The 21,253-nt window shown below is 58.9% G+C and carries 19 protein-coding genes and 4 pseudogenes; 8 read left to right on the top strand and 15 right to left on the bottom strand.

The features are described 5' to 3' along the window. Positions 1-110: 110 nt before the first annotated feature. Positions 111-992: a hypothetical protein gene (locus tag RX328_RS18450; protein ID WP_213253322.1), complete on the top strand. Its 882-nt coding sequence runs from the start codon at positions 111-113 to the stop codon at positions 990-992. Positions 993-1,024: 32 nt separating this feature from the next. Here RX328_RS18450 and RX328_RS18445 read toward each other — a convergent pair whose 3' ends face one another. Further along, positions 1,025-1,708: a glycosyltransferase family 4 protein gene (locus RX328_RS18445; protein ID WP_249726709.1), complete on the bottom strand. Its 684-nt coding sequence runs from the start codon at positions 1,706-1,708 to the stop codon at positions 1,025-1,027. Continuing rightward, positions 1,709-2,131: pseudogene (locus RX328_RS43750) on the bottom strand (glycosyltransferase family 4 protein); the annotation flags it as partial. 2,175 nt (positions 2,132-4,306) lie between these two features. Here RX328_RS43750 and RX328_RS18440 point away from each other — a divergent pair. Beyond that, the gene (locus RX328_RS18440; RefSeq protein WP_213253320.1) at positions 4,307-5,173 is read left to right on the top strand and encodes an FkbM family methyltransferase; all 867 of its coding nucleotides are present in this window, start codon (positions 4,307-4,309) and stop codon (positions 5,171-5,173) included. Positions 5,174-5,487: 314 nt separating this feature from the next. After that, positions 5,488-5,631, top strand: a pseudogene (locus tag RX328_RS18435) (IS66 family transposase); the annotation flags it as partial. A gap of 57 nt (positions 5,632-5,688) precedes the next feature. Here the strand turns inward: RX328_RS18435 and RX328_RS18430 are convergent. The 4 genes and pseudogenes from RX328_RS18430 to RX328_RS18415 form a co-directional block, all read right to left on the bottom strand. Continuing rightward, a pseudogene (locus RX328_RS18430) lies at positions 5,689-6,005 on the bottom strand (IS66 family transposase); the annotation flags it as partial. Positions 6,006-6,071: 66 nt separating this feature from the next. After that, a complete protein-coding gene (gene tnpB, locus RX328_RS43745) occupies positions 6,072-6,287 on the bottom strand; it encodes an IS66 family insertion sequence element accessory protein TnpB (RefSeq protein WP_409410858.1) in 216 nt (71 codons plus the stop codon). A gap of 219 nt (positions 6,288-6,506) precedes the next feature. Continuing rightward, complete coding sequence (locus RX328_RS18420) at positions 6,507-6,812, bottom strand: transposase (RefSeq protein ID WP_249726708.1); 306 nt, start codon at positions 6,810-6,812, stop codon at positions 6,507-6,509. 856 nt (positions 6,813-7,668) lie between these two features. Next, complete coding sequence (locus tag RX328_RS18415) at positions 7,669-8,703, bottom strand: IS110 family transposase (protein WP_317258523.1); 1,035 nt, start codon at positions 8,701-8,703, stop codon at positions 7,669-7,671. 77 nt (positions 8,704-8,780) lie between these two features. On the opposite strand from RX328_RS18415, the pseudogene RX328_RS18410 reads away from it, so the two are divergent. After that, positions 8,781-9,215, top strand: a pseudogene (locus RX328_RS18410) (SOS response-associated peptidase family protein); the annotation flags it as partial. Positions 9,216-9,416: 201 nt separating this feature from the next. On the opposite strand, the gene RX328_RS18405 reads toward RX328_RS18410, so the two are convergent. Then, entirely contained in the window at positions 9,417-9,701 is a 285-nt protein-coding gene (locus tag RX328_RS18405; RefSeq protein WP_213255291.1) for a hypothetical protein, read from the bottom strand. Positions 9,702-9,905: 204 nt separating this feature from the next. Between RX328_RS18405 and RX328_RS18400 the strand changes: the two genes are divergently transcribed. Continuing rightward, the gene (locus RX328_RS18400; protein ID WP_213255289.1) at positions 9,906-10,127 is read left to right on the top strand and encodes a hypothetical protein; all 222 of its coding nucleotides are present in this window, start codon (positions 9,906-9,908) and stop codon (positions 10,125-10,127) included. An 8-nt stretch (positions 10,128-10,135) separates the two neighbouring features. On the opposite strand, the gene RX328_RS18395 is transcribed toward RX328_RS18400, so the two are convergent. Continuing rightward, positions 10,136-10,489, bottom strand: a complete 354-nt coding sequence (locus RX328_RS18395) for a phasin (RefSeq protein ID WP_213255286.1) — start codon at positions 10,487-10,489, stop codon at positions 10,136-10,138. Between the two features lie 284 nt (positions 10,490-10,773). Here RX328_RS18395 and RX328_RS18390 point away from each other — a divergent pair, with 284 nt between their 5' ends. Further along, the gene (locus RX328_RS18390) at positions 10,774-10,959 is read left to right on the top strand and encodes a hypothetical protein (protein ID WP_213255284.1); all 186 of its coding nucleotides are present in this window, start codon (positions 10,774-10,776) and stop codon (positions 10,957-10,959) included. Here RX328_RS18390 and RX328_RS18385 read toward each other — a convergent pair whose 3' ends face one another. The 5 genes from RX328_RS18385 to mddA form a co-directional block, all read right to left on the bottom strand. Further along, complete coding sequence (locus tag RX328_RS18385) at positions 10,960-11,166, bottom strand: hypothetical protein (RefSeq protein WP_213255281.1); 207 nt, start codon at positions 11,164-11,166, stop codon at positions 10,960-10,962. It lies immediately after the preceding gene. Between the two features lie 160 nt (positions 11,167-11,326). Beyond that, positions 11,327-12,460 (bottom strand): alpha-hydroxy acid oxidase, encoded by a 1,134-nt coding sequence (locus tag RX328_RS18380; RefSeq protein WP_213255278.1) that lies wholly within the window; start codon positions 12,458-12,460, stop codon positions 11,327-11,329. Positions 12,461-12,601: 141 nt separating this feature from the next. Continuing rightward, on the bottom strand, positions 12,602-13,864 hold the full coding sequence (locus RX328_RS18375; protein WP_213255275.1) for a CaiB/BaiF CoA transferase family protein: 1,263 nt from the start codon (positions 13,862-13,864) through the stop codon (positions 12,602-12,604). 257 nt (positions 13,865-14,121) lie between these two features. After that, positions 14,122-14,544 carry a GFA family protein gene (locus RX328_RS18370; RefSeq protein WP_213255298.1) on the bottom strand — a complete coding sequence of 141 codons (423 nt, stop codon included), beginning with the start codon at positions 14,542-14,544 and terminating at the stop codon, positions 14,122-14,124. 30 nt (positions 14,545-14,574) lie between these two features. Further along, positions 14,575-15,351, bottom strand: coding sequence for a methanethiol S-methyltransferase (gene mddA / locus RX328_RS18365; RefSeq protein WP_213255272.1), 777 nt, complete (start codon positions 15,349-15,351; stop codon positions 14,575-14,577). A 207-nt stretch (positions 15,352-15,558) separates the two neighbouring features. Between mddA and RX328_RS18360 the strand changes: the two genes are divergently transcribed. Then, positions 15,559-17,040: a winged helix-turn-helix domain-containing tetratricopeptide repeat protein gene (locus RX328_RS18360; protein ID WP_249727053.1), complete on the top strand. Its 1,482-nt coding sequence runs from the start codon at positions 15,559-15,561 to the stop codon at positions 17,038-17,040. Between the two features lie 17 nt (positions 17,041-17,057). Here RX328_RS18360 and RX328_RS18355 read toward each other — a convergent pair whose 3' ends face one another. Further along, positions 17,058-18,110: a hypothetical protein gene (locus tag RX328_RS18355; RefSeq protein WP_213255266.1), complete on the bottom strand. Its 1,053-nt coding sequence runs from the start codon at positions 18,108-18,110 to the stop codon at positions 17,058-17,060. Positions 18,111-18,348: 238 nt separating this feature from the next. Here RX328_RS18355 and bamA point away from each other — a divergent pair, with 238 nt between their 5' ends. Then, positions 18,349-20,694, top strand: coding sequence for an outer membrane protein assembly factor BamA (gene bamA / locus RX328_RS18350; protein WP_312018109.1), 2,346 nt, complete (start codon positions 18,349-18,351; stop codon positions 20,692-20,694). Here the strand turns inward: bamA and RX328_RS18345 are convergent. Continuing rightward, the gene (locus RX328_RS18345; RefSeq protein WP_213255264.1) at positions 20,675-21,250 is read right to left on the bottom strand and encodes a DUF6456 domain-containing protein; all 576 of its coding nucleotides are present in this window, start codon (positions 21,248-21,250) and stop codon (positions 20,675-20,677) included. The two genes, bamA and RX328_RS18345, sit on opposite strands and share 20 nt — an antisense overlap. Positions 21,251-21,253 lie beyond the last annotated feature (3 nt).

Raw genomic sequence — 21,253 nt, 5'->3', positions numbered from 1 at the left:
TGGATCAATTCGTAAGCTGATCGCGCAAGGCCGTGATTTGCGGGCTTACGCGAGACCACGTTCTGCCGACCTTAACAATTAACTCTGGCATCGTTTAGATCGCGGATCAAATGTCTAACCTACGTCAATTTTTAGCAGAACACATCTATGCCAGGATCTTTCGATCGCCTCATTGGCGGGTTGGTTGGCGAAGTCTGACCGGGCCCGATCTCTGGGACGCGCAGTCATTGCAAGCAACACACTGGAATTACTTGCCGGACCCTCGCACTCGTTTCTTTGCTGATCCGATGGCAATTGAACACCATGGCCGTGTTGTATTATTTGTGGAGGATTTCGACCACAACCGCCAAAAAGGCATTATATCGGCTGTCGAATTTGGTTCAAAAGGCCCCCTGGGTCCGTTGCAGCCGGTCCTTGAGGAGCAGTGGCATCTCTCCTATCCCTTTGTGATGGAAATAGACGGCGAAGTCTGGATGATTCCGGAAAGCTCGGCCAATCGAGAAGTTGCGATTTACCGCGCTGATCCATTTCCGAGCAAATGGGTGAAGGAGGCCACACTACTTCGCAATGTACCCGCAAACGACGCGACGGTCCTGTTGCATGAGGGACGCTATTGGCTTTTCACAACCATTGAGACATCGACGCATGCTTCTTCAGATTTGCACATATTCTCCGCGCCCAAAATATTTGGACCATGGCTTCCCCACCAAAAGAATCCCGTTTTGCGTGACCCGCAATGCGCAAGGTCGGCTGGAGCGATCGTAAAGCGTAATGGTCATTTATGGCGACCGGTGCAGGATTGCAGTCAGCACTATGGCGCAGCAGTTGGGCTCGCCGAGATCACCCAACTTGATAATTGCCACTATCAACAAGTAGTAAGAAACGTAATTGCGCCATGCCGAGAATGGCCTGGCCGGCGTTTGCATACGCTAACTCAGGCAGGCGGATTTGAATTCATTGACGGCTCCGCTAACGTCTTGCGTTGGGGCTAGTCGATCTTGCGACCCCACAGCCGAAGGTTGCGCTAGCCAACATTATTTGCGTCCATTTCACGAAGCAAAGAGAGGTACACGTCCATCGTATCCTTTTCCATCCGCGCACAGGACAGCCAGCCCATATTCGCGCTTGCAGCAAGCTGCCAGCGAATAAGTTCTTGTGGATCCCTAAGTAAGCGCCGAAGCGCCGTCGCCAATGCTTCTACGTCGGACGGCGGAATTAAGAGGCCGGCATTGCCGTCTTCGAGAAGTTCAGGCACTCCACCTACCATTGTTCCGATAACGGCACAGCCCGCCTCACGGGCTTCGGCTATCGCCAAAGGGAACGACTCTGTGTGGGATGCAAGGACGAAAATGGCAGCTTGACGCAGCAACACACGGGGGTTTGCGACAAAGCCTTTGAATTTGATACGGCTTGATCCTTCGACAAATTTGCTTTGTTCTTCGAATTGTGTTTGCGCTGGACCCCAACCAACGACGAGTAGGCCTGCACTCGGAAACTCACCGGCAATCTGTCCAAAAGCCTGGATTAGGTCGCCAATGCCTTTTCGCACATACATACCCGCCACGGTAATAATGAGAGGCGCAGCATTTCGCAGTGTTTGCGTTTCGTCGTTGGCTTGAAATTCGCCCATGCGGCGAGGCGAGTTCAATATGCCGTGCGACACAACACACAACTTATGCTCGGCAAAGCCGCGCTGACGGAATGTCAACTTTGCGTTTCTAGATAAGACTATTATCCGATCGCCTACTCGCATTAGATGTGATGAAAGGCGCCATTCGTTATGAATGGTGGTGACCAATCCATAATTTCCGAAGCCTCCGACGGTCCTGCCTAAACGCATCAGCACGGCGCCTGTCATCATGTGCGCATGTACTATGTCGGGCTGAATTTCATTTAATCTAGTTTTTAGCCGAGGCAAATCGCGCAAGATGTCCAGCACTGACCTAGGACGTAAATTTATTAGGACATGGCGAACGTTATGCCTAGCAAGAAACTCGACATACCCCCCGCCGGAGCTGATAACCCAGACATCGTTGCCGCTCGATGCTTGAGTACAGGCGAGATCAACGGTTGCGTTGACAATACCGTTCCCCGTGTCAACCACCTCATTAAGAACGTGTAAGATCCGCATACATTGGCCCTTTCCAGCGCGTCCTTTTTCTTGCTACCCATTATCAAAAGCCGTCGTTCTATCTTGACTGAGTGGCCGCTCCAGCCTTTGGCTCGCGCCTGTCGCTAGGCTAAAGTCCGTAACCTGGTGCTGCGCCCGGCCGCTGCCAACGGAACAGAACGATCCGAGCCCGCTTCAAATTGCGCTGCAATACCATCAGCGTGCGGCACCTTGCCTCAGGACACCTTGCGATCTCTGTTCGTGCTGTGATGTAGCTGGCAGCATCGCGCAAGGTGACAAGCTTGCTGCCCGCTGAGAGCGGGGCCGGACTCGTCAAACTCACGGCTCCAGCCCGACTTGAGTTCTGACGTCTCCCCTCCTGCGAACCATCCAATCGCAGGCGAGTGGAAGGCGCAAGCGAGAACGGCCAGGGGCTATCACCCGTTAATGGGGACGAATCGATCATTGTCGGCTTAATAGCCAAATGATGAGCGACCTCACGCCCAAAAATCGCATCAGCAGCGAGCCAGAATGACCGCGCCGCATGCTGCCGTGGGTTCTACTTCTTCTCCTCGCCGTTGCCATTGTTGCAGTACTTTGGGCCAGCAATCGAATTGGATCCGAGTCCTCTCCATTAGCGGCCGTTCGCCCCAATGCTGAGCCGTCTCCGGCTGCCGAGCTCGCTGACAAGACGGCTAGAGATGCTGTGGCCAATCTCCAACAAACGATCCAAGAGCTCCAGTCAGCACAGCATCGTGCCGCGGAACAGATCAGCGGTCTACAGCGGCAAATATCGGCTGAGCAGGGCCAGCCCAAGTTGCTTTCGGAACAGCTGGGTAGGCTTTCCGCTTGCGTGGATTGCTTGCAAGGATCGAATGCAGCAGCGCAACCCAGCCCGCCGCCACCTGCCAAAGAAAGGGCGCGGGCAATGAATGCCGCTAACGTCGTTTCGCTCTTTCTTGAACGACAGGTGTGACGCCGGGCAGCTTCAGCACCTGTCATAGCGGATTGCAAACACCTGCAAAGATTGGCTTTAATCGTCTGCCAAGAGTCACTGCGCCTGCCAGTCCGCCAAAGGATCAAGCTGACCGAGGCGGGCGTGATCACTCCCTACAAGTGGGTGTATCTGGGCACCTGTTTCAGAGCAGCCCAATCAGGATGAAATCAGCGATTTCGGTCAGGAACGTGCCACTCATAATGGCGACTGTCAGGAACACGTCGCTTGCCGAAACAGGGTTCATGGCATGCCTCGCGGTTTGCGAAGCCCCAAGCCACGGTTTAATTCGCCAACGTCCGGAATGTTCCGTTTCCGACCGTATGAAGCTGCAGTGAGGTCTGGGACGCCTGAATTCTCGAACCGGTAAAGGCGAAACGAATCGATCTCAACCGGGCCGGGTCGGAGATGCGTGGCAAATGAAATGTTGTGGTGATTGTTCGAGCATATGGAAGAGAATTAGACCACTTGCAAGGGGACGCCTCTCGTACTGCTCGCATTCAGAAGACACATTGGTGGGTAGAGACAAGAGACGAATGAACGGCGTTTTACTGTGAGGATGCAAAAGCGAAAGCGTCATTCAGTGCTGTGTGCGAAAAGGCCAATGTTCAGCACGCCGAAGGCTGAACCACGTTGCGATGAGCTACATAGGTTCGGAAGGTGGCGGCTTTCGTGCGCTGGTTCGGCTAGGCCCATTCCCCGGAAACGAGACGGTCTGGAAGGCCATAGAAACTAGCGTTGCGCCTTTGGCTAGGGTAAGCCGCCACCTCAGAAAATTCGCACCGGCCTGACCGCCGACGAGAAATCTGGCTTTCAGAATGGACTGTTCAGTCGGCATTCTTTTCGACACGTACGCATCCGGCGTAGGCCGCAGCTGGATTGGATTATTCGACCGTAAAACAGCGCAAGGCGGTCGCCGCATGCGGCGGCCAGTCAGTGGCACCTGTCCGATCGCGCCGGCGCCGCAGTGCGACGCGGCGTCGCAACCAAAAGTTGGGAAATGACAGATGGCCGACATACCTGCTTGTCAGGTTCCAGAGGAAACCCTAGGCTATGCCGATCATGATGCACAGAGACCGCCTTTAGGGACTTTGTTTGCTGTCTCCCCGCGTGTAATGCACGACGGCAGCATCAATCGACGGAGGCGGGATTCGATTGGGTAACCGACGCGGTTAAGCAAAATCCCACTGGAGATCGGGAGAGTGGTGGCGGGTCTTTTCAATTACGCACACGTTGCAGTGGTTCATATTGGCGGGGTCCTTGATTGGGATGGCGGCATGCAGATCTTGAAGACTATAGCAAAGGCCTTTAAGCCGCTCATTCCGGCTGACGCCTGGATATCATCAAAGAATTTATATCATCGGTGGCGCTACCCGCTTCTTTGGCGCAATCGGAAAGTTGCACGATTTGAATATAAATCCATTCCAATTTCACTAGTTATCGTTGACCCGTCTGATTACATCCAGAAAAAGCAATCAGAGGGCACCTTCTATGAAGAGGCTGACCTTGCGGCCTTAGCACCTTATTTCAAAAGCGGCGGCACGTTTGTCGACGTCGGCGCCAACACCGGTCAGCACTCGATCTATTTTGCGAAGATCCTCGGCGCGAGGAAGCTTATCCTTGTCGAGCCGATCTCAGAGACGTGCGATATTTTGCTCGAAAACCTTAAAATCAATGGCTTACTCGGCATAAGTGACATTTCCCATCTCGGAACAGGTTTCAGTGACAAAGCGAGCAGCGCGTCGTTCGCAATTGATCTGAACAATCTGGGTCATGCTAGCTTACGGGAGGCTGCATCTGGATCAATACCGACGCAGACCGGGGACACTGCTCTGAAAAACCAACAAATCGATTTCATAAAAATCGACACCGAAGGCTTTGAAATGAAGGTGCTTCGCGGATTGGCGGAGACAATCCGTCGCTGTCGACCCAACATCTATATCGAAGTGGACCATGAAAACTCGCAAGCCTTTTCAGAATTTCTGGCTGCCTCAAACTACCGCGTAGAACTGCGCCTCAAGCACTACGACCATAACGAGAATTTCTTAATTCTGCCGAACACACAGTAGCTAAGGTGCGCTGCTGCAATGTCGCTCCCCTCAGCGTCGCCATGCGTGCGAAGATCGTGGCGCAACTTTGAGGAAGGTTCATGTGCGATTCATCATTTGGGGGCTCTTGTCTTTCGAAGTTGCCGACTCATCCGTATCCATTCGGCGTAGTCCTCATCTTCACCGAGGTCCTCGGCAACGCGCTTGATTTTGGTGACGTGATGGACCTTGTTGACGTGCATGGTCACGCCGCTCGATCGGAGATCGCTGATGCCGGCGTCCAATTCCAGGGCAACATCGGCCAGGGTCGACAGGCTGATCGGCATGCCTTCCGCCATGTGCTGCGCGCCGAGCGACTGCACGGCGACGACACCACGGTCCCGGTTTTGGCCAAGGGCAAGACCAGCACCGGCCGGATCTGGGTCTGTGTCCGCGACGACAAGCCGTTCGGCGGGCCAGAGCCGCCGCGGGCAGTGTTTTAATACTCACGCGATCGCGCCGGCGAACACCCTCAAGCGCACCTGGCCAGCTACAGCGGACGGCCGCTTGCGCGCGAACGACGCCACCTTCGTGGTTTTGGCCGCGGCCATTTCGGCTGCGAGTTCGCCCTCCGTCGCCGAACTTTCCAGCTCCTCCAGCGTCAGTTCGAGCTGATCCAATAGCCGCGCCGTGCGCTCTGACGCGGGCCATAGCGGTCGCGATTGAGTTTCTCGATCTGCAGCTTCAGATGGGCGATCAGCGCCTGGTCGTCGGACTGCCGGGCGCGGGCGGCCGCAGCCTCCGCCCGGGCAACAATCAATGCCGCTTTCAGCGCATCGATGTCGTCTGGCAGCAATTCAAGGCCGTCACCCATGGCCCTGATGGAATTTAAAAGAGGCGATTTGAGGCGTCTTTTTGCACCTCAGAACATCTTTTGAGCCTAGCCCGCGCTCTGTGGCCGCCACGTGTGCTGTGGGTTGCGCCAGTCGATCGCTTCCAGCAGATAACTCATCTGCACCGCGGTCAGCCCAACCACACCGCCCAGCGTCACCGGCCAGACAAAACGTCCACGGTCCAACCGCTTGGCATAGAGCGACCATCCAATTCCATCGTGCCACAAGGCCTTGACTAATGAACCGCTGCGGCCGCGGAACACGAAGACATCTCCGGCGAACGGATCACGACCAAGGCTTTCTGCACCAATAACGACAAACTCTGCATGCCCTTGCGCATGTCGGTATAGCCGGTCGCAATCCAGATGCGTGCGCTCGAAGAGATCGGAATCATCGACGCTCCAACGCCTGCAGTACCCGCGCTAGCGCGACCGCATCGACGCCGGCATCGACAATCACCCGGCGATCCCTGCCAACGACGATCACCATGTGCCCGCTATCGTCGGCGAGGCAGCAACCGCCGGCTCGACCTCAGTGGCAAGGACCACCCGCGCAAAGCCGGATTGCTCGCCTTGAGGGCTAATCGGCTCGGGACCGAACGAGCGCCGCCATGTCATCAGCAACGAACGTGATATGCCGTGGCGTCTTGCTGTCGACGATATCGCGCGCGGCGCTTGCAAGCTCTCGGTGACGATCCGCACCTTCTCGTCATCCGACCAGCGCCGCCGGCGACCAGTCTCGACCACCTCAAGCCGTTCAAGCTGAGTACTGCCCTTATGGCTGTCCATAAGGGCAGTTACGCACCAATTGGACTAATCCAACAAGGCGGCCCTCGCCGGAGGGAGACTTCGACACCTCAGCATCGCAGAACCAAGACAATACGCGAGCTGCTAGACCGCGGCGTCGGCAAGCCACCCCTCGGCCTGAAGATTGACCCGACGCGAGCAAGCGCAGTTAAGGTTCACCTAACAAGCGCCCTGCATGGACTTCGGCGCTCAGGCGACTTTGACAACGTACTGAGCTGAGGCCGCGAGTCATCGGGGCTCTGTCGTGCCGGGATAGAAGCCGTGGCATCGCGAGCGCCTCATAGTGGCTCGGTGTTGCATTTTTGCAACCCATGCTTTTGCTCATAAGCGGTAAGTTCAGCCGTTTTGGGAGAGAGACACATGGACGTCTATTTGAACACCAGACGTGATCTGCTCGTTGTGAAGAAGGGATGTCCGATACCCCCTATTGCGGCGCCTGGAAAATGGCGCAAGAGCAAGAAAAGGGTTGTCAAAGTTAGCGAGGAGATTGGGTCAGCGCTTCAGAGGCATGGCTACTACATGCGTAGGCTGAGAGACTTGCATACAAATAGAGACTAGCGGGAAAGATCTATCGCGGCAGCTCTCGATAAATGTGCAACCTCTTGTCTGATTGCGGTTGCTGGCACAAGGGTTCAGCTCGTTACCGACAGCCTGCGAGGCTCGCTCTTGTCTACGAGGTCGACGTTCATAGCCGCCTCACGATGGTAGTCCGAAGATCGGGAGCTGCTATCTATTAGGCGCGTGCTGCAGGCACAGAGGTTGCAGCGCAGTCACCCCGACCTCGTCCTCGCAGGACGTCGTTCCGCCTTTTCGGCGGATCCGCTGAATTGCTAATCGATCATGCGGTCGCCTCCTCGCGGGTCCATCGGAACTCGCTTCCATCTGCCCAGATCCGATGCATCACGATCGCTAATTTTCGCGCGACCGCCACGACTGCTCGGCGAAGACCGCGTCGCTTGGCCACCCTTACACCCCAGGCTTTCAATGCAGACCAACGCTGGGTGCGGGTTAGAAGTGCAAGCGCTGCCTGATAAAGTATGGTCCTGAGCATCACATCGCCGCACCTCGAAATAGCGCCATTCCGATCGGTTTCGCCAGATGCGTATTTGCGTGGCGTAAGGCCAAGATGCGCGCCAACATCGCGGGAGCGTTGAAAGCGATCCGGGTCATCAATAGTTGTTAGAAAAGTGATTGCCGTCAGTGCGCCTACGCCTGGTATCGTCATGAGCCGCTGGCATGTCGGTTCGCGGCGTACTATTTCAAGTACCATCTTGTGTAGGACGCCGTACTGTTCACGCAGCGCGGCTCGAGCCACAAGCATTGGGCGCAGCATCGCCGCGAGTCGTGGATGGCCATCTGTGAGTTCATTCGTTTGCTGCTCAAACGTTACTTGAGATATACGACCAGACAGCTTTAAGCCGAAGACGCGTAAGACGCCCCGAATTTCATTCTCGATATCGATCTGCTTAATCAAAAGCGTCTTGCGATTATTGAGAAGCATTCGTAGCTCCTGGCTCACGTCACCCTTGATATGAACAACGGTGTACCAGCCGACCCGCATTACCTGCGCAATAGCGCGAGCGTCGTTTCGATCGGTCTTAATCGGCATCGTCCTAGTCACGCCGCGCAGTCTTCGGGGATCGATGCAGACTGCGTGTAAGCCGGCAGCACGCAGTTCGCCGTACAGCCAACGAGCGAGACCACCAATCTCAATCCCGACCTTGGCAAGGGGCAATCCGCTTTCGTTGAGCCAGGCAACAATAGCCTCCGGTTCCGAAAATGTTTTGCCCTCGCGAATGACGACGCCATTCTCGTCCACAACACAGATAGCCGTCTCCTTTAGCGAAACATCCAGACCGACATAGTGCTTCATGTTCCCGCTCCTGCTGCCGCCGGCTCGCCGGCTTCCCTTCCAGGCTGAGCCTTTCGAGCAGCAACCGCAATCACCCCATCTACAGCATCACCACGAAATCAACAGGCCATCCGCGCGCTCCGCGTCATCTATCGATACGTCGGCAACTTACCGCCGATGCCCGGCGTATTCCCGGGCTATCCTGCGCCAGTGGTGCGCAATGCAGAAGGTGGCCGCGAACTGACGCTGATGCGCTGGGGGATGCCGCCACCGCCGCGCACTGGCGGCTCGCCGGTCACGAACGTTCGCAATACGCCGTCACTACATTGGCGCGGCTGGTTAAAGCCAGAGAAGAGATGCTTAGTGCCGTTCAACAGCTTCGCCGAGTACGCGCCCGAGCCGACCCGGAGACCGAAGAAAGACGTGGTCTGCTTTGCGCTGAACGACCGCTGTGCGCATTCGCTGGCATCTGGACAGAGTTCAGGGGAGATCGGGGAACAAAGTCGAAGCCGATACCAGGGCCGTCGGCGGTATCGCTTCCAACCACCAGCCGGGGCGGACCTCCTGAGTAGCAAACGACCACCCGCGGGTCGTATTAGTGGCGGCAGCTTTGCTGCATGATGGGGGCGCGTCGTCAGCGTTCGCTGCCATGCTCGTTCCGGAAGCCCCTGTGAATTTGCGTGATGGTGCCACTATGCCGATGATTTGCCCGCCCGCGTGTCAACTGTCATTCTCTAACGAGGGGCTGGGTTAGCCGGATGAACTGGCTTTGGCACGGGCGGTTCAGGCTCCACCTCGAGCTTCGGTTCGGTCGGCATGACCTGCGCACCGGCCGCCCGTGCAGCTTCCCCAGTGGTGCTGTAATTGGCGAACATGGGGTGCTGTACTTTGGGCTTGTTCCACGGCCCGTGGTCAACGATCAGCATCCCGAGCACGCCGAGAATGGCGACACCAATCGCTACCTTCAATGGCGCGCCACCGCTTCTGGTTAAGTGGTCTTCAGTATATTCCGTCGCCATCGGAAAATCCGCGTTGCTTTCTTCTGACTAAATACAAGTCCCGAGCCTGACGAAGGTTCCCTCGTCGACCCTGCCAAGGTGGGACCTCCGGGAACTAATGCATTGGCCACGCATTGTCGCAACGTCAGCTGCCGCTCGGCGATTGCCAAGCCATCGAAGTGAGTTCCAATCGTGAATGAGACCTCAGGACCATCCCAGCCCGGCATGGCGGAACGCGCCATTGATACGGCGACCGACGTGTCACGCACGCTGACGGAAGTATCCGCCGGACTGCAAGCTGCGGTCGATCGTCTCAGTAATGCGATCGCAGCGGCACGGAAACCGGGAATGCCGCTCTCGACCATCAGTGCAATCACTCGCGAAGCGCCGCTGGCCAGTCTGTTCGTCGCTTTTCTCTTCGGCGTCGCGATTGGACGTCGCCGCTAGCAGATCTTTCAGACCTTGCTCTTTGTCGAATCCTTTGCGGCCGATATGACGCCGCCAGTGATTTGTCGCATATGTTCGCCGGCGGTGGTGAACTGGCTGCGCAGGAATTCGGACTGGATCCGCATCGCTTCCTGAAGATCGGTCGCATGAACCAGCTTGCGGGCGTGCTCGAATGCAGCCTTCATATTCTGTTCGGTGAACGACAGCGCCTGCCTGGACATTTCCGTACCCGCACCCGGCATAGACGTCATGGATTTTCCGGCGGCATCGAAGAACATGCCGAACGCTTTTTCTGCCTGATCGATGGTTCTCTCGGCCAGCTCGCGCAGCTCGGCCGGGACTTCAAGTTTCGGTTCAGTCATGGTCGCTTCTCCAATGTCGACATTGGCAGGTTAGCATAATTCCCGGCTGCGTCTGCGCCGTATTGGACCGAGCTCCGAGATAGACCGCGGCGGCCGGCATGCGCCGGCCCAAATTTCAGAGAAAGCCCAAGGAATTATTCCTTCCCTCGCGGCCCGTAGCCGTACGGGTACGGTGCCCGATCCCAATGGTGGCAACAGTGTGGCATAGTGATTCGGGGTTAGAGATCGGCTGTCGGTGGCGTTGCGTCTCTGGTTTTAAGTCTCTCTTGGGACATGGAGATAAGATGCGGCAAGCATTCCGACCGACGCCGACCTGCACGCGCTTTCAAACCAGCATAGAAATGCCGTGCATGAAATGCGGCGCACAGATGCGGTTCGCCACGATCGAGCCGCGCGACCAGAATTACGACGTGCTGACCTACCGCTGCACGCCCTGCGACTCCGGCGAGAGCTTCCTGAAGGCACGCTGATTACGAGTCGTTCAGCACGGCGGTTCCCGCCTGCGTCAGCACGATCCCTTCGTCGCGCGCTTCGACCAGGCCGAGCCCTGTCAATGTTCTCAAGTCTTCGTCGCTGACCGGCGACAATTTCAATCGGCGAGCCTGAATGTCCCGCAAGGTCCAGCGGAGATCGATAGCCTTCTCGGGACTGAATTCAGCGAAACGATTTTCTGCCATTCGCTTCTACTTACTGGGCCATTTGAATCAGATCTGTCGTGGCTGCGGCGCCCCTTGGATGCGCCTGATAATGCGGCAATCGAGGTCAGGTTCCCGACGATGCGAAGGCAGCGCCGGCCAGACTTGTCCGCGCTGCGGACGGGCCGCAGCCCTCGGATTCTCAATAGCGATAGGGCTCGATATCCAGCAACGGAAAGGCGCTGAACACACTGGGCGGATTTGTCGCCGTCGCCGCATGCAGATAGGACTTGTCGAGCTCAGCCAAGCGGGTGACGCCGAGCAGCCCGAGGCATCGGATCACTTCGTCTTCCAGTAATTCAAGCATCCGCACGATGCCGGCCTCGCCTGCGGCCGCGAGAGCCCAGCATTGCAGACGGCCGATGCCGACCAGATCGGCGCCGGAGGCAATCGCCTTTACGATGTCGGTACCGCGGCAGAACGAACCGTCAACCATAATCCTGGCGCGACCGGAAACCGCGTCGACGATTTCCAGCAAGACGTGCATCGCGCCGCGTCCGTGGTCGAGCTGGCGGCCGCCATGGTTCGACACATAGATCCAGTCCACGCCATGGTCGAGCGCGATGGCAGCGTCTTCCGCGGTGGCGATGCCTTTGATCACCAGCGGAATTTTATATTTGTCCTTGATCAGCTTCACCGTGCGCCATTCTAGCCCTTTCTGGAAGTCGCCGCCAGTGGCCCGGATACGGCTTTCGCGGACGTATCGCTTGGCAATGTCGCGCTCGCGCCGGCTGTAATGCGCAGTATCAACGGTCAGGCAGAACGCGGCATAGCCATTCTCGATCGTGCGGCTGACAACGTCTTCGACAAAGGCGTCGTCGCCGCGGACATAGAGCTGATAGATGCGCAACGCGCCGGGTGCGGCTTTGGCCGTCGCCTCCAGCCCCGGTTCGGACACCGAACTCAGCATGTGAGCGGCGCCGAACTGCCCGGCTCCGCGCGCGACGGCAGCGCCTGAATCGGGATCGAAAATCTCGAGCGCGCCGACCGGCGCAATCATGACAGGCAAACGCAGGCGGCGGCCGAATACTTCGGTCGAGGGGTCGACGTCGACGACATTGCGCAGTACCCGCGGCCGAAATGCAATCTCATCGAGCGCCATGCGGTTGCGGCGCATGGTGGTCTCCGTTTCGGAGGCCCCGACGATATAGTCCCATGCGTTCTGGTTGAGGCGAGCGCGCGCTTTCCGGATGAATTCGTGGAGATTCTGGAATTCTTCGCCGCTGGCGCCGAGTTCGACATTCCTCGCCGACCGTATGGGGGTCCCGTCGTTCATGATGTTTCGCTCCCACTTTGGCGGCACATTAGCCGCAGACGAACGGAAAAAGCTACCGCTTTGAAGGGGTTAGGCGCGGTGCAAACGCAGGGATGTCATTCGTTTGCGGGATGCGTCGGCATAGAGCGAAGATCAGCGCCGCTAGGCCGTATTCCCGGTTTTCCCGAAAGCCCCCGCCTCGGCCAGAGCCGCGATACGCCGCTCATCATATCCGAGCGTTTTTTGGAGCACCTCCCTGGTATGCTCGCCCAGCAGCGGCGCCGCCACGGGATCGACAGTCGGCGTCAAGCTCATCTGCAACGGCGTTTCAATATTGGGGACGGCACCCGCGGTCGGATGCGGGATCCGGCTGAGGCGATGCCGGTCGCGCACTTCCGGCGCGTTGAATCCTTCCTCAACCGTGCGCAGATAGCCGACCGGTATGTTGGCCTTCTTCATCTTCGCCATCCAGTTCTCAAGGCTGTCACTGGCAAAGACGCTGGCGATGATGGCCCGCAACTCTTCCCTGTTGGCGGTTCGGTTTTTCCGATGCGCGAAGCGGGGATCGGTAACGAGGTCCGGCCGAGCGAGCACATCTACCACGAGCCGGCGGTATAAGCGATCGTTGGCGCAGGCCATGTAAAGCGGTCCATCGGATGCCTGGTAGACGCCGACGGTGGGCGAGCCGTTCGGCGAATTCCCGAAGCGGCCCGGATTCACGCCGCTGATCAGGTAGGCCATGCCATAGAAACCGGTCATCGACACGGCGGTGTCGATCAGCGCGACCTCGACCTGCTGGCCACGCCCGAGCTGGTCGCGGGCGATCAGCGCCAGCAGGATCGCATTGCATGCCGACATGCCCGTCGCCATATCGACGATCGGCGGACCGGTCCGCACCGGCTCGCCATCCGGAAAGCCGTTCAGCGACATGAAGCCGCTCTCGGCCTGCGTGATCGGATCGAAGCCCGGACGCAACGCGAACTCACCCTTGCGGCCATAGGCCGAGATCGAGCAATAGATCAGCCGCGGATTGATCGGCGCGACGGAAGCATAGTCGAGACCGAACTTCTTCATCACGCCGCCGGAGAAATTCTCCACCACGACATCCGCCTTCGCGATCAGTTCGCGGGCGACTTCGAGCGCCGCAGGATTGTTGAAATCGAGCGTGATGCCGCGCTTGTTGCGATTGAGGCTGAGGAAGGCCGCGCTCTCGCCGCCGATTTCCGCATGTTCATAGTGGCGGGTATCGTCACCGCCGTCCGGGTTTTCGATCTTGATCACTTCGGCGCCGAAATCGGCCAGCGTTTGCGTGCAGGCCGGACCGGCAACGACTCTGGTGAAGTCGACGACCAGCAGACCATCCAGCGCGGTCGGTTCGCCGTTCACGCGCGGCGTTCGCTCCGGCAATTGCGGTCTGACAGTCATTTCCGGCATTTCCTCTTGCTATTCTGCCTGGCGAAACGAAGACTTCGCCGCGACAGCAATTTCAAGACTTTCTTACCGGAACCAGACGGACATCGCCAAACCCCGATTTTGCAGGGCGGGACCTGCCGCTGACATAGCTCTCAGGGCGAAAGGCAGACGTGCCGCCGCCCGCCCGGGTTCGGGGGACGGGGCGGCGTCTGATCGATCAGAGGCGCAGCGAACAGCGTCCGCTGAATCGTTTGGTAAACCCGCTTTGCCTACTCGGCAATCATTTCACCGGAGCCGCCAAGCTCGGCGGGAAAGTCCTTCAGTTTGGGCAGTCCGTCCCGCATCGGCAGCACCGTCTCGGCGTAGTTGACGTGCACCCCGGGCGTGAACGGCAGTGTCGGAAGCGTTGCGGCGAAGACATCGACCAGCCCGAGCGTCGGATGATTGGTCATCAGATGACCACCGCACTCCGCACAGTACTTGCGCTGGCTCATCGGCGTCTTCTCGAACGTCGCAACGTGTTGCGCCCCCGCCGTGATCCGTACCGCTTCCGGCTTCCACAGGGTGAACGCGTTCACCGGTCCGCCGGACCATGAGCGGCAGGAACGGCAATGGCAATAACCCATTCCTTCCGGTGCACCCGTGACCTGGACCTCGACCGCACCGCAAAAACAGCTTCCAGTATGCTTCATCATTCTTCCGCCTCCTTACAGGAGAGTTGGTCAGCTAGATCTGCGCCAGGGGAACAGCATCGAAACCCGCTCCCGGTACCGGAGATACTCCTCGCCGAACATGGCGACAAGATCGCGCTCCTCCAACATGATGCCGACGAAGATGTAAGCCGTTGTCACCGCCGCAAACAGCAGATGCCCAGCGGTCATCGTCGGAGCCGCCCAGAAGGCGATGATGAAACCGAGATAGATCGGGTGCCGGACAAAGCGGTAGAAGAACGGCGTCCGAAAGACCGGTGCAGGCATGTCGCGGCCGACGAGATTGTTGGCGACCTGATGCAATCCGAACAGTTCGAAATGATTGATCAGGAAGGTGCTCGTGAACACGATCACCCAACCGACGAATGACAGCGTCGCGATCACCATGGCCATTTCTGGCTCTTGGATATTCCAGATGACGGCCGGCATCGAACGCCATTGCCAGAACAGCAACAGAAGCGTCAGGCTTGCACACAGCACATAGGTGCTGCGTTCGACAGACCTCGGAATAAACTGCGTCCACCAGTGTTTGAACGATTTGCGCGCCATGGCGCTATGTTGAATGGCAAATAACGACATCAGCCCGAGATTGACGATAATCGCCTCGAAAGTCCCCGATTTCGCGCCGGTGTCGATCGCCTTCGGCACCGCGAGGCCGGAGACGAATCCGATGGCGTACAGAATCGTGAACAGAAATGTGAGATAGGCCACACCTCCGAACAGAAATGCAGTGAATCTTAGCACTCGATTGCCCGGCATCGCCGGGCTGAGGGTTTGAGTCTCCGTCATGAAATTAGCTCCGCTCGGGTAATGGGATTCGAACTCCCGATTTTGACAGGATGCACGGAGAACGGCGACGGGTCTTTGCCTGATGCTTGATCTCTTCATGAGACGGACTTGATTGTTCCTTGAGAAGGGCACGTGAATTTCAACTTCGATAGTTACATCCTGGACACCGATCGTCGCGAGCTGCGCCGCAGCGGCGAGCTGGTGCCGATGCAGCCGCAAGTATTCGACTTGTTGGTTCACCTATTGAAACACCGTGATCGCGTGGTCAGCCGGGGTGATCTCATTGCGCTGGTGTGGGGTGGGCGGATCGTCTCGGACTCCACGCTGGACAGCCGGATCAACGCTGCCCGCAATGCGATCGGCGACAACGGAAAGGAACAGAGACTCATCCGCACCATTCCACGCAAAGGGATTCGCTTCGTCGGCGACGTGAATGGGCCGTGCGATGCACGAGCCACATTGCCGAAAGAAGCAGAACAACCACGTGCGAGGCTCGCGCTGCCCGATCGGCCGGCGATAGCCGTACTGCCGTTCGACAATATGAGCGGCGACCGGGAGCAGGAGTACTTCTCCGACGGGATTAGCGAGGACATCATCACCGCACTTTCGAAATTACGCTGGTTCTTCGTGATCGCGCGCAATTCGTCATTCACCTACAAGGGTAAGCCGGTGCATATGAGGCAGGTCGCTGCCGAGCTTGGCGTGCGCTATGTGGTCGAAGGCAGTGTGAGAAGAAGCGGCGATCGCGTACGTATTACCGCTCAGCTTAACGACACGGCAACCGGCAGTCACATCTGGGCGGAGCACTACGATCGGGACCTGATCGATATATTCGCCGTACAGGACGAGATCACGGATGCTATCGTTGCCGCGATCGAGCCGCAGATCTACGCGGCGGAGAACTTTCGCAGCCGGCGCAAGCCGCCCAACAGCATCGATGCATGGGACCTGGTGATGCGGGCGTTGTCGCATCACTGGCGTGTAACGCGACCCGACAGCCTCGCCGCGCAAGCGCTGCTGGAACGCGCCATTGCGATCGATCCGAACTACGGCCAGGCATTGGCCCTGTTCGCGACCAACCACATGTTCGGCGTGCATCTGGGCTGGACGGACCTTGCAACCGCTGCACCCGTCGCGGAACAAGCAGCATTGGCGGCGATTGCCGCCGACAGCGAGGATGCCTGGGCCCATACGGCCCTCGGCAGCGTGTATTTCTCCACGCGCCGACTCGACCATTCGCTGGCCAAGTTCGAACTGGCGCTCCAGCTCAACCCGAACTTCTCCCTCGCGCAGGGATATTACGCCCTGGCACTGTCTTATACCGGGCGATGGATGAAGGCATATGCGGCGACGCAACGCGCGATGCGCCAGAGTCCCCGCGATCCTTCTTCGGCGATCTATTACGGCGTTGCCGCTTACGCCCAGTTTGTAGGACGGAACTATCAGGAAGCCATCACACTGGCACGCGAGGCGACGCGTCAGCGTGGCGACCTCACCGGCGCCTATCGGGTGCTCACGGTCGCCGCCGGCATGACCGGCCAGATCGAACTCGCGCGCGCTGCGCTTCAGGAATTGCGCCGGACTCAGCCGAATATCTCGCTCGCCTGGATCGCGACGCAGTTACCCTGGAAGCTCGACGCTGATCGCGAGCACTATCTCGAAGGCTTTCGCCGCGCCGGATTGGAATGAGCTGCGGCTATCCCGGATTACTGCTGCCTTTCCCAGAACGACAGCAATCCCTGCGAGGCCGAGCCTCCGATCACGCAGGGAATGCCGACAGCGACCTGCCCCAGCGCGGCCGCAGAGACGCAACCGAGCGCAACCGCGCCGACGCCGACCTGACCCCAGAAGCTGAGATCGCGGCGGCTATCGGAGCCCTTGGTCTTGAGTTCATCCACGGCGGCCAGCGCATCCTTGCGGAGAGCAGCGATCTGCACTGTGTCCGCCGCCTCAACTACTTCGGCAAGCGGCGCCTTGACTGCCGCCGGCTGTCTGGCAAGTTCACTACGGAGATATTCGCGCAAGCTGGCATCGCGGATCGCGTAGCTTGCCAGCGTATAGCGCGCCATGCTTCCAACCGTCAGCTTGTCGATCGTGTCGCGGCTCTTGCTCCATGGCAGCATCTGGATAATGCGCTGGATCGGGGCATGCGAGCCGGTCGCAAAATAGTAGCCCCACAGCGTATCCAGCAAATCCTGGTTGCTCGCCAACGTGAGCGTCGTGTTCAGCTTCCGCTCGTCCTTGGCGAAGGGGTTCTTGGTGAAGGCGCCACGCAGCTTGTCCATCATGCCGGGCTTTACTTCTTCCAAAGGGATTTCGGTCAAGGTCGGGAGCTTGCCTGCAAGATAACTGTCGATCATGACCCGCCGGCCGGGCATTCGCGGCGCGACGCGGCGCAGAACGTTTCTCCAGTCGGGCAACCCCGAATAGGCAATGGCGCGGATGATCACCCATTCGTCTTCCGGCCGAACCGGGAAGAAACTGGCAATGAGCTGCTCGGCCTTGGCCGGGTTGGAGCCAATCGCACCGGCGATAAAGCCGAGATAGATTCCGGCATTCTCCGGTTCCTTGAATGTCTGCGAGTGAAACAGTACGCGCACGGCTGCCGGGACATGGGCATAGTCCGGCTTGGCCCGATAGCTATAGATCCATTGCTGGACTACCCCGAGCGAGGCGCGCGGATCGACCTCCGGCGCCTTCTCTGCATGCGCTGGCTGAATCAGCATGAGCGCAGCGGCAATGAAGGCGGCATATCGCATGTGATGCTCCTGCGAGCGTGAACGTCCGCGCGGTTCCGTGCGCGAGCGTCCCAGGCTCTCTCGATGGCGAAGCATGAAGCGTGCATTGCGACAATTCTGAGAAAATCCGCATTAACAGAAGACGTCGAAATTGTGGCACGTTGCGAAAAGCTCGCCCGCAACTCACCTTATCCCAGACATTTTTTCGCCTCGCGTGGGCAATTCGATCTCAGCCGAGCAACTGGGAGTCCGGCGGGACGTGGAGATCAGACGCATCGCGCAGCGCAACCGATCGTTCCGATCGGGGGGAGCCGTTTGCCGGCTTGCCGGCGTCCTCGGCTTAATTTTCGCAACACCGTTCGTCGCCGAAGCAGCGCCGCCCTCGCAGGATACGATCATCATCGAAGGGAACCGCCGCGTCGACGCCGAGACTATCCGCTCCTATTTTCGCCCCTCGCCGGACGGACATTTCGATGACGCCGCGCGTGATGCGGCGCTGAAAGCACTGATCGCAACGGGCCTGTTCGAGAAAGTTTCCATCGAACGCACCGGTGATCGGCTTGTCGTGCATCTGTCCGAAGCGCCTGTACTCGACCGCGTTGCATTCGAAGGCAACAGGAAGGTCAAGGACGCCGACCTCGCCGCCGCCATCGAATCCAAGCCGCGCGGCTCGCTACAACGCGCCACCGTGCAGTCCGACGTCGGCCGCATCATCGAGGCATACCGGCGTGTCGGTCGCGCCGAGAGCAGCGTCGATCCGCAAATCATCGACCGCGGCAACGGTCGGGTCGATCTCATCTATGCCGTAACGGAGGGCGCAAAGACTCCGGTGCGGCAGATCGATTTCACGGGCAACAAGGCCGTCAGCAAGCGGCAGCTCAGCGCCGTGATCAAGACCTCAGCCACCCATATGCTGAGTTTTCTAACCGGCGGCAACGTCTACGATCCCGACCGCGTCGCGCAAGACCAGGAACAGCTACGGCTCTACTACCGCAGCAAGGGTTTCGCCGATGTCAGTGTCTCACCGGCAAAAGCGGAGTATGATCCAGCGGCGAAAGGGTTCACGCTGAACTTCGCAATCGACGAAGGCCAACTTTATCACTTCCGGGAAGTCAGCGTCGCCTGCAACGTTCCGGGCATGGATTGCGACAAGCTTCGTGCCCTCCCCACCGCCCATCCGGGTGCGGTGTTCGACGGCAATGCCCTGGACAGGTCCACCGAACTTCTGGCGATCGAAATGGCAAAGCTCGGTTTTCCCTTTGCCCAGGCGACGCCTCGCCTCACGCGCGATGCCACAGCGCAACGCATCGATGTTGCGTTCGTGATCGAACAGGGGCCTCGCGCCTACGTCGAGCGGATCGAAATTCACGGCAACACGCGGACCCGCGATTACGTGATCCGGCGCGAATTCGATATCTCCGAAGGCGATCCTTACAACAAGACGCTGATAGACCGCGCTGAACGGCGTTTGAAGAACTTGAACTACTTCAAGACGGTGAAAATATCGAACAGGCCGGGCTCGGCCCCAGATCATGTCATTCTCGATGTCGAGGCAGTTGACCAGGCGACCGGTGATTTCAACATCGCTGGCGGCTACTCGACTGTCGATGGTGCGCTCGTCGAGGTCAAAGTAGGCGAGCGCAATTTCTACGGCACGGGCAAGAATGTGCAGGCCACCTTTACGTACGGCCAATATGCGCGCGGCATCAACCTGGCCGCGTCCGAACCGTATTTTCTCGGCACCAAGGTCGCCGCGGGAATCGAACTTTTCGGTCGCCAGAACGACGCCAATAGCTACCAATCCTACGGCAGCACCACCTTCGGCGCGAGGCTGCAACTTGGTACGCCGATCAACGAGGAACTCGGCGTCCAATGGCGCTACTCGATCTACAATCAGAACATCACGCTGTCGCCGAGCGGTTCGGGCCTGACGTCCTCGTTGGCCGTCCGGCAGGCGGCCGCCGCCGGCCCAACGTGGGTCTCCGCCCCCGGCAGTACGACGACCTACAGTACGCTCGACAACACAAAGAGCCCGACCAGCGGAATCAGATCGCAGCTCAGCCAGGATCTTGCCGGACTGGGTGGCGACGTGAAATTCCTGAAGACCACGGAAGACGTGCGGTACTACAAGTCACTCAGCAGCGATCTGGTTGGCATGGTGCGCGCCCAGGGCGGCTACGTTACCGGTTGGGGCGGCCAGCAGGTGCCGCTGATGAACAATTTCTTCGGCGGCCCGACCATGGTGCGTGGCTTTGCTCCGAACGGATTCGGCCCACGCGACCTGACGCCAGGCACCACGATGGATAATGTCGGCGGCAGCGCCTATTGGGCAACGACCGCCGAACTGCAGAGCGCGATCCCCGGCGTGCCCAACGAATACGGCCTCCGGGCCACCGCCTTCGTCGATGCCGGCAGCGTATTTCGCTACAGCGGATCGACGACATCGCTTCAGGTCGCCAACAAGAATGTCGTACGCTCGTCGATCGGTGCCGGCCTGACCTGGGCCTCGCCATTCGGCCCCTTGACCGTCGACTACGCCGTGCCACTCACCAAGGCGGCCTATGACGTAGTGCAGCCTCTGCGCTTCAGCGCGGGAGCGTTTTGACCGGAACGGGATGCTCCGTCGCGAACCCGTACAGCAGCGCCAACCGGTCGAGGCATTCGCGCAATCGCCTGGAAAAATAGTCATGCCATCGCTTGGTGCGTAGTCCCCTCCGCTCGCCGACCTGTTCCATGGTCATTCCCTGAACCAGGACGTCATGCACCAGCGCCGAGCCGTCCGCCCCGAGTTCGCGCTCGGCACGGTTCAACCGCAGCACGGCCTTGCGTTGGCCCTCGGTGATCGGTTCGCGGTGCTGCCCGCCATCGACATATTCCCGGGTCGGGTCGACCGCGCGCGGGCCGCGTTCGGCCTTCTCCCAGTCGCTCTGGAACGCCCTCCCCGCCTGGTACTGCGCCTCGTCGAGGTGGCGGTGGGAATGCAGCCGCGCGAGCGGATCGTTGCGGATCGATCGTAGCGCGACGATCTTCTCGCCCGGCTCCAGCGCCAGGGGATTGTCGACCTCGACGGCTGCGACTTCGGTGTTGCGTAACAAATCGCGAGACCTTCGGTCATGCGCCTTGGTAGGATCGTACGGCTTTCGGCGTTTGGCTCTCGGCATCTG

It is taken from the genome of Bradyrhizobium sp. sBnM-33 (genome assembly GCF_032917945.1).
Taxonomy (GTDB): domain Bacteria; phylum Pseudomonadota; class Alphaproteobacteria; order Rhizobiales; family Xanthobacteraceae; genus Bradyrhizobium.
This window is presented reverse-complemented; position numbering and strand designations above follow the sequence as displayed.

Bases quoted from the DNA above. Each gene is read 5' to 3' on its own strand.
- RX328_RS18450 (WP_213253322.1), top strand. From the start codon at position 111: ATGTCTAACCTACGTCAATTTTTAGCAGAACACATCTATGCCAGGATC.
- RX328_RS18420 (WP_249726708.1), bottom strand. From the start codon at position 6,812: ATGGACAGCCATAAGGGCAGTACTCAGCTTGAACGGCTTGAGGTGGTC.
- RX328_RS18415 (WP_317258523.1), bottom strand. From the start codon at position 8,703: ATGAAGCACTATGTCGGTCTGGATGTTTCGCTAAAGGAGACGGCTATC.
- RX328_RS18405 (WP_213255291.1), bottom strand. From the start codon at position 9,701: ATGGCGACGGAATATACTGAAGACCACTTAACCAGAAGCGGTGGCGCG.
- RX328_RS18400 (WP_213255289.1), top strand. From the start codon at position 9,906: ATGGCGGAACGCGCCATTGATACGGCGACCGACGTGTCACGCACGCTG.
- RX328_RS18395 (WP_213255286.1), bottom strand. From the start codon at position 10,489: ATGACTGAACCGAAACTTGAAGTCCCGGCCGAGCTGCGCGAGCTGGCC.
- RX328_RS18390 (WP_213255284.1), top strand. From the start codon at position 10,774: ATGCGGCAAGCATTCCGACCGACGCCGACCTGCACGCGCTTTCAAACC.
- RX328_RS18385 (WP_213255281.1), bottom strand. From the start codon at position 11,166: ATGGCAGAAAATCGTTTCGCTGAATTCAGTCCCGAGAAGGCTATCGAT.
- RX328_RS18380 (WP_213255278.1), bottom strand. From the start codon at position 12,460: ATGAACGACGGGACCCCCATACGGTCGGCGAGGAATGTCGAACTCGGC.
- RX328_RS18375 (WP_213255275.1), bottom strand. From the start codon at position 13,864: ATGACTGTCAGACCGCAATTGCCGGAGCGAACGCCGCGCGTGAACGGC.
- RX328_RS18370 (WP_213255298.1), bottom strand. From the start codon at position 14,544: ATGAAGCATACTGGAAGCTGTTTTTGCGGTGCGGTCGAGGTCCAGGTC.
- mddA (WP_213255272.1), bottom strand. From the start codon at position 15,351: ATGACGGAGACTCAAACCCTCAGCCCGGCGATGCCGGGCAATCGAGTG.
- RX328_RS18360 (WP_249727053.1), top strand. From the start codon at position 15,559: ATGCAGCCGCAAGTATTCGACTTGTTGGTTCACCTATTGAAACACCGT.
- RX328_RS18355 (WP_213255266.1), bottom strand. From the start codon at position 18,110: ATGCGATATGCCGCCTTCATTGCCGCTGCGCTCATGCTGATTCAGCCA.
- RX328_RS18345 (WP_213255264.1), bottom strand. From the start codon at position 21,250: ATGCCGAGAGCCAAACGCCGAAAGCCGTACGATCCTACCAAGGCGCAT.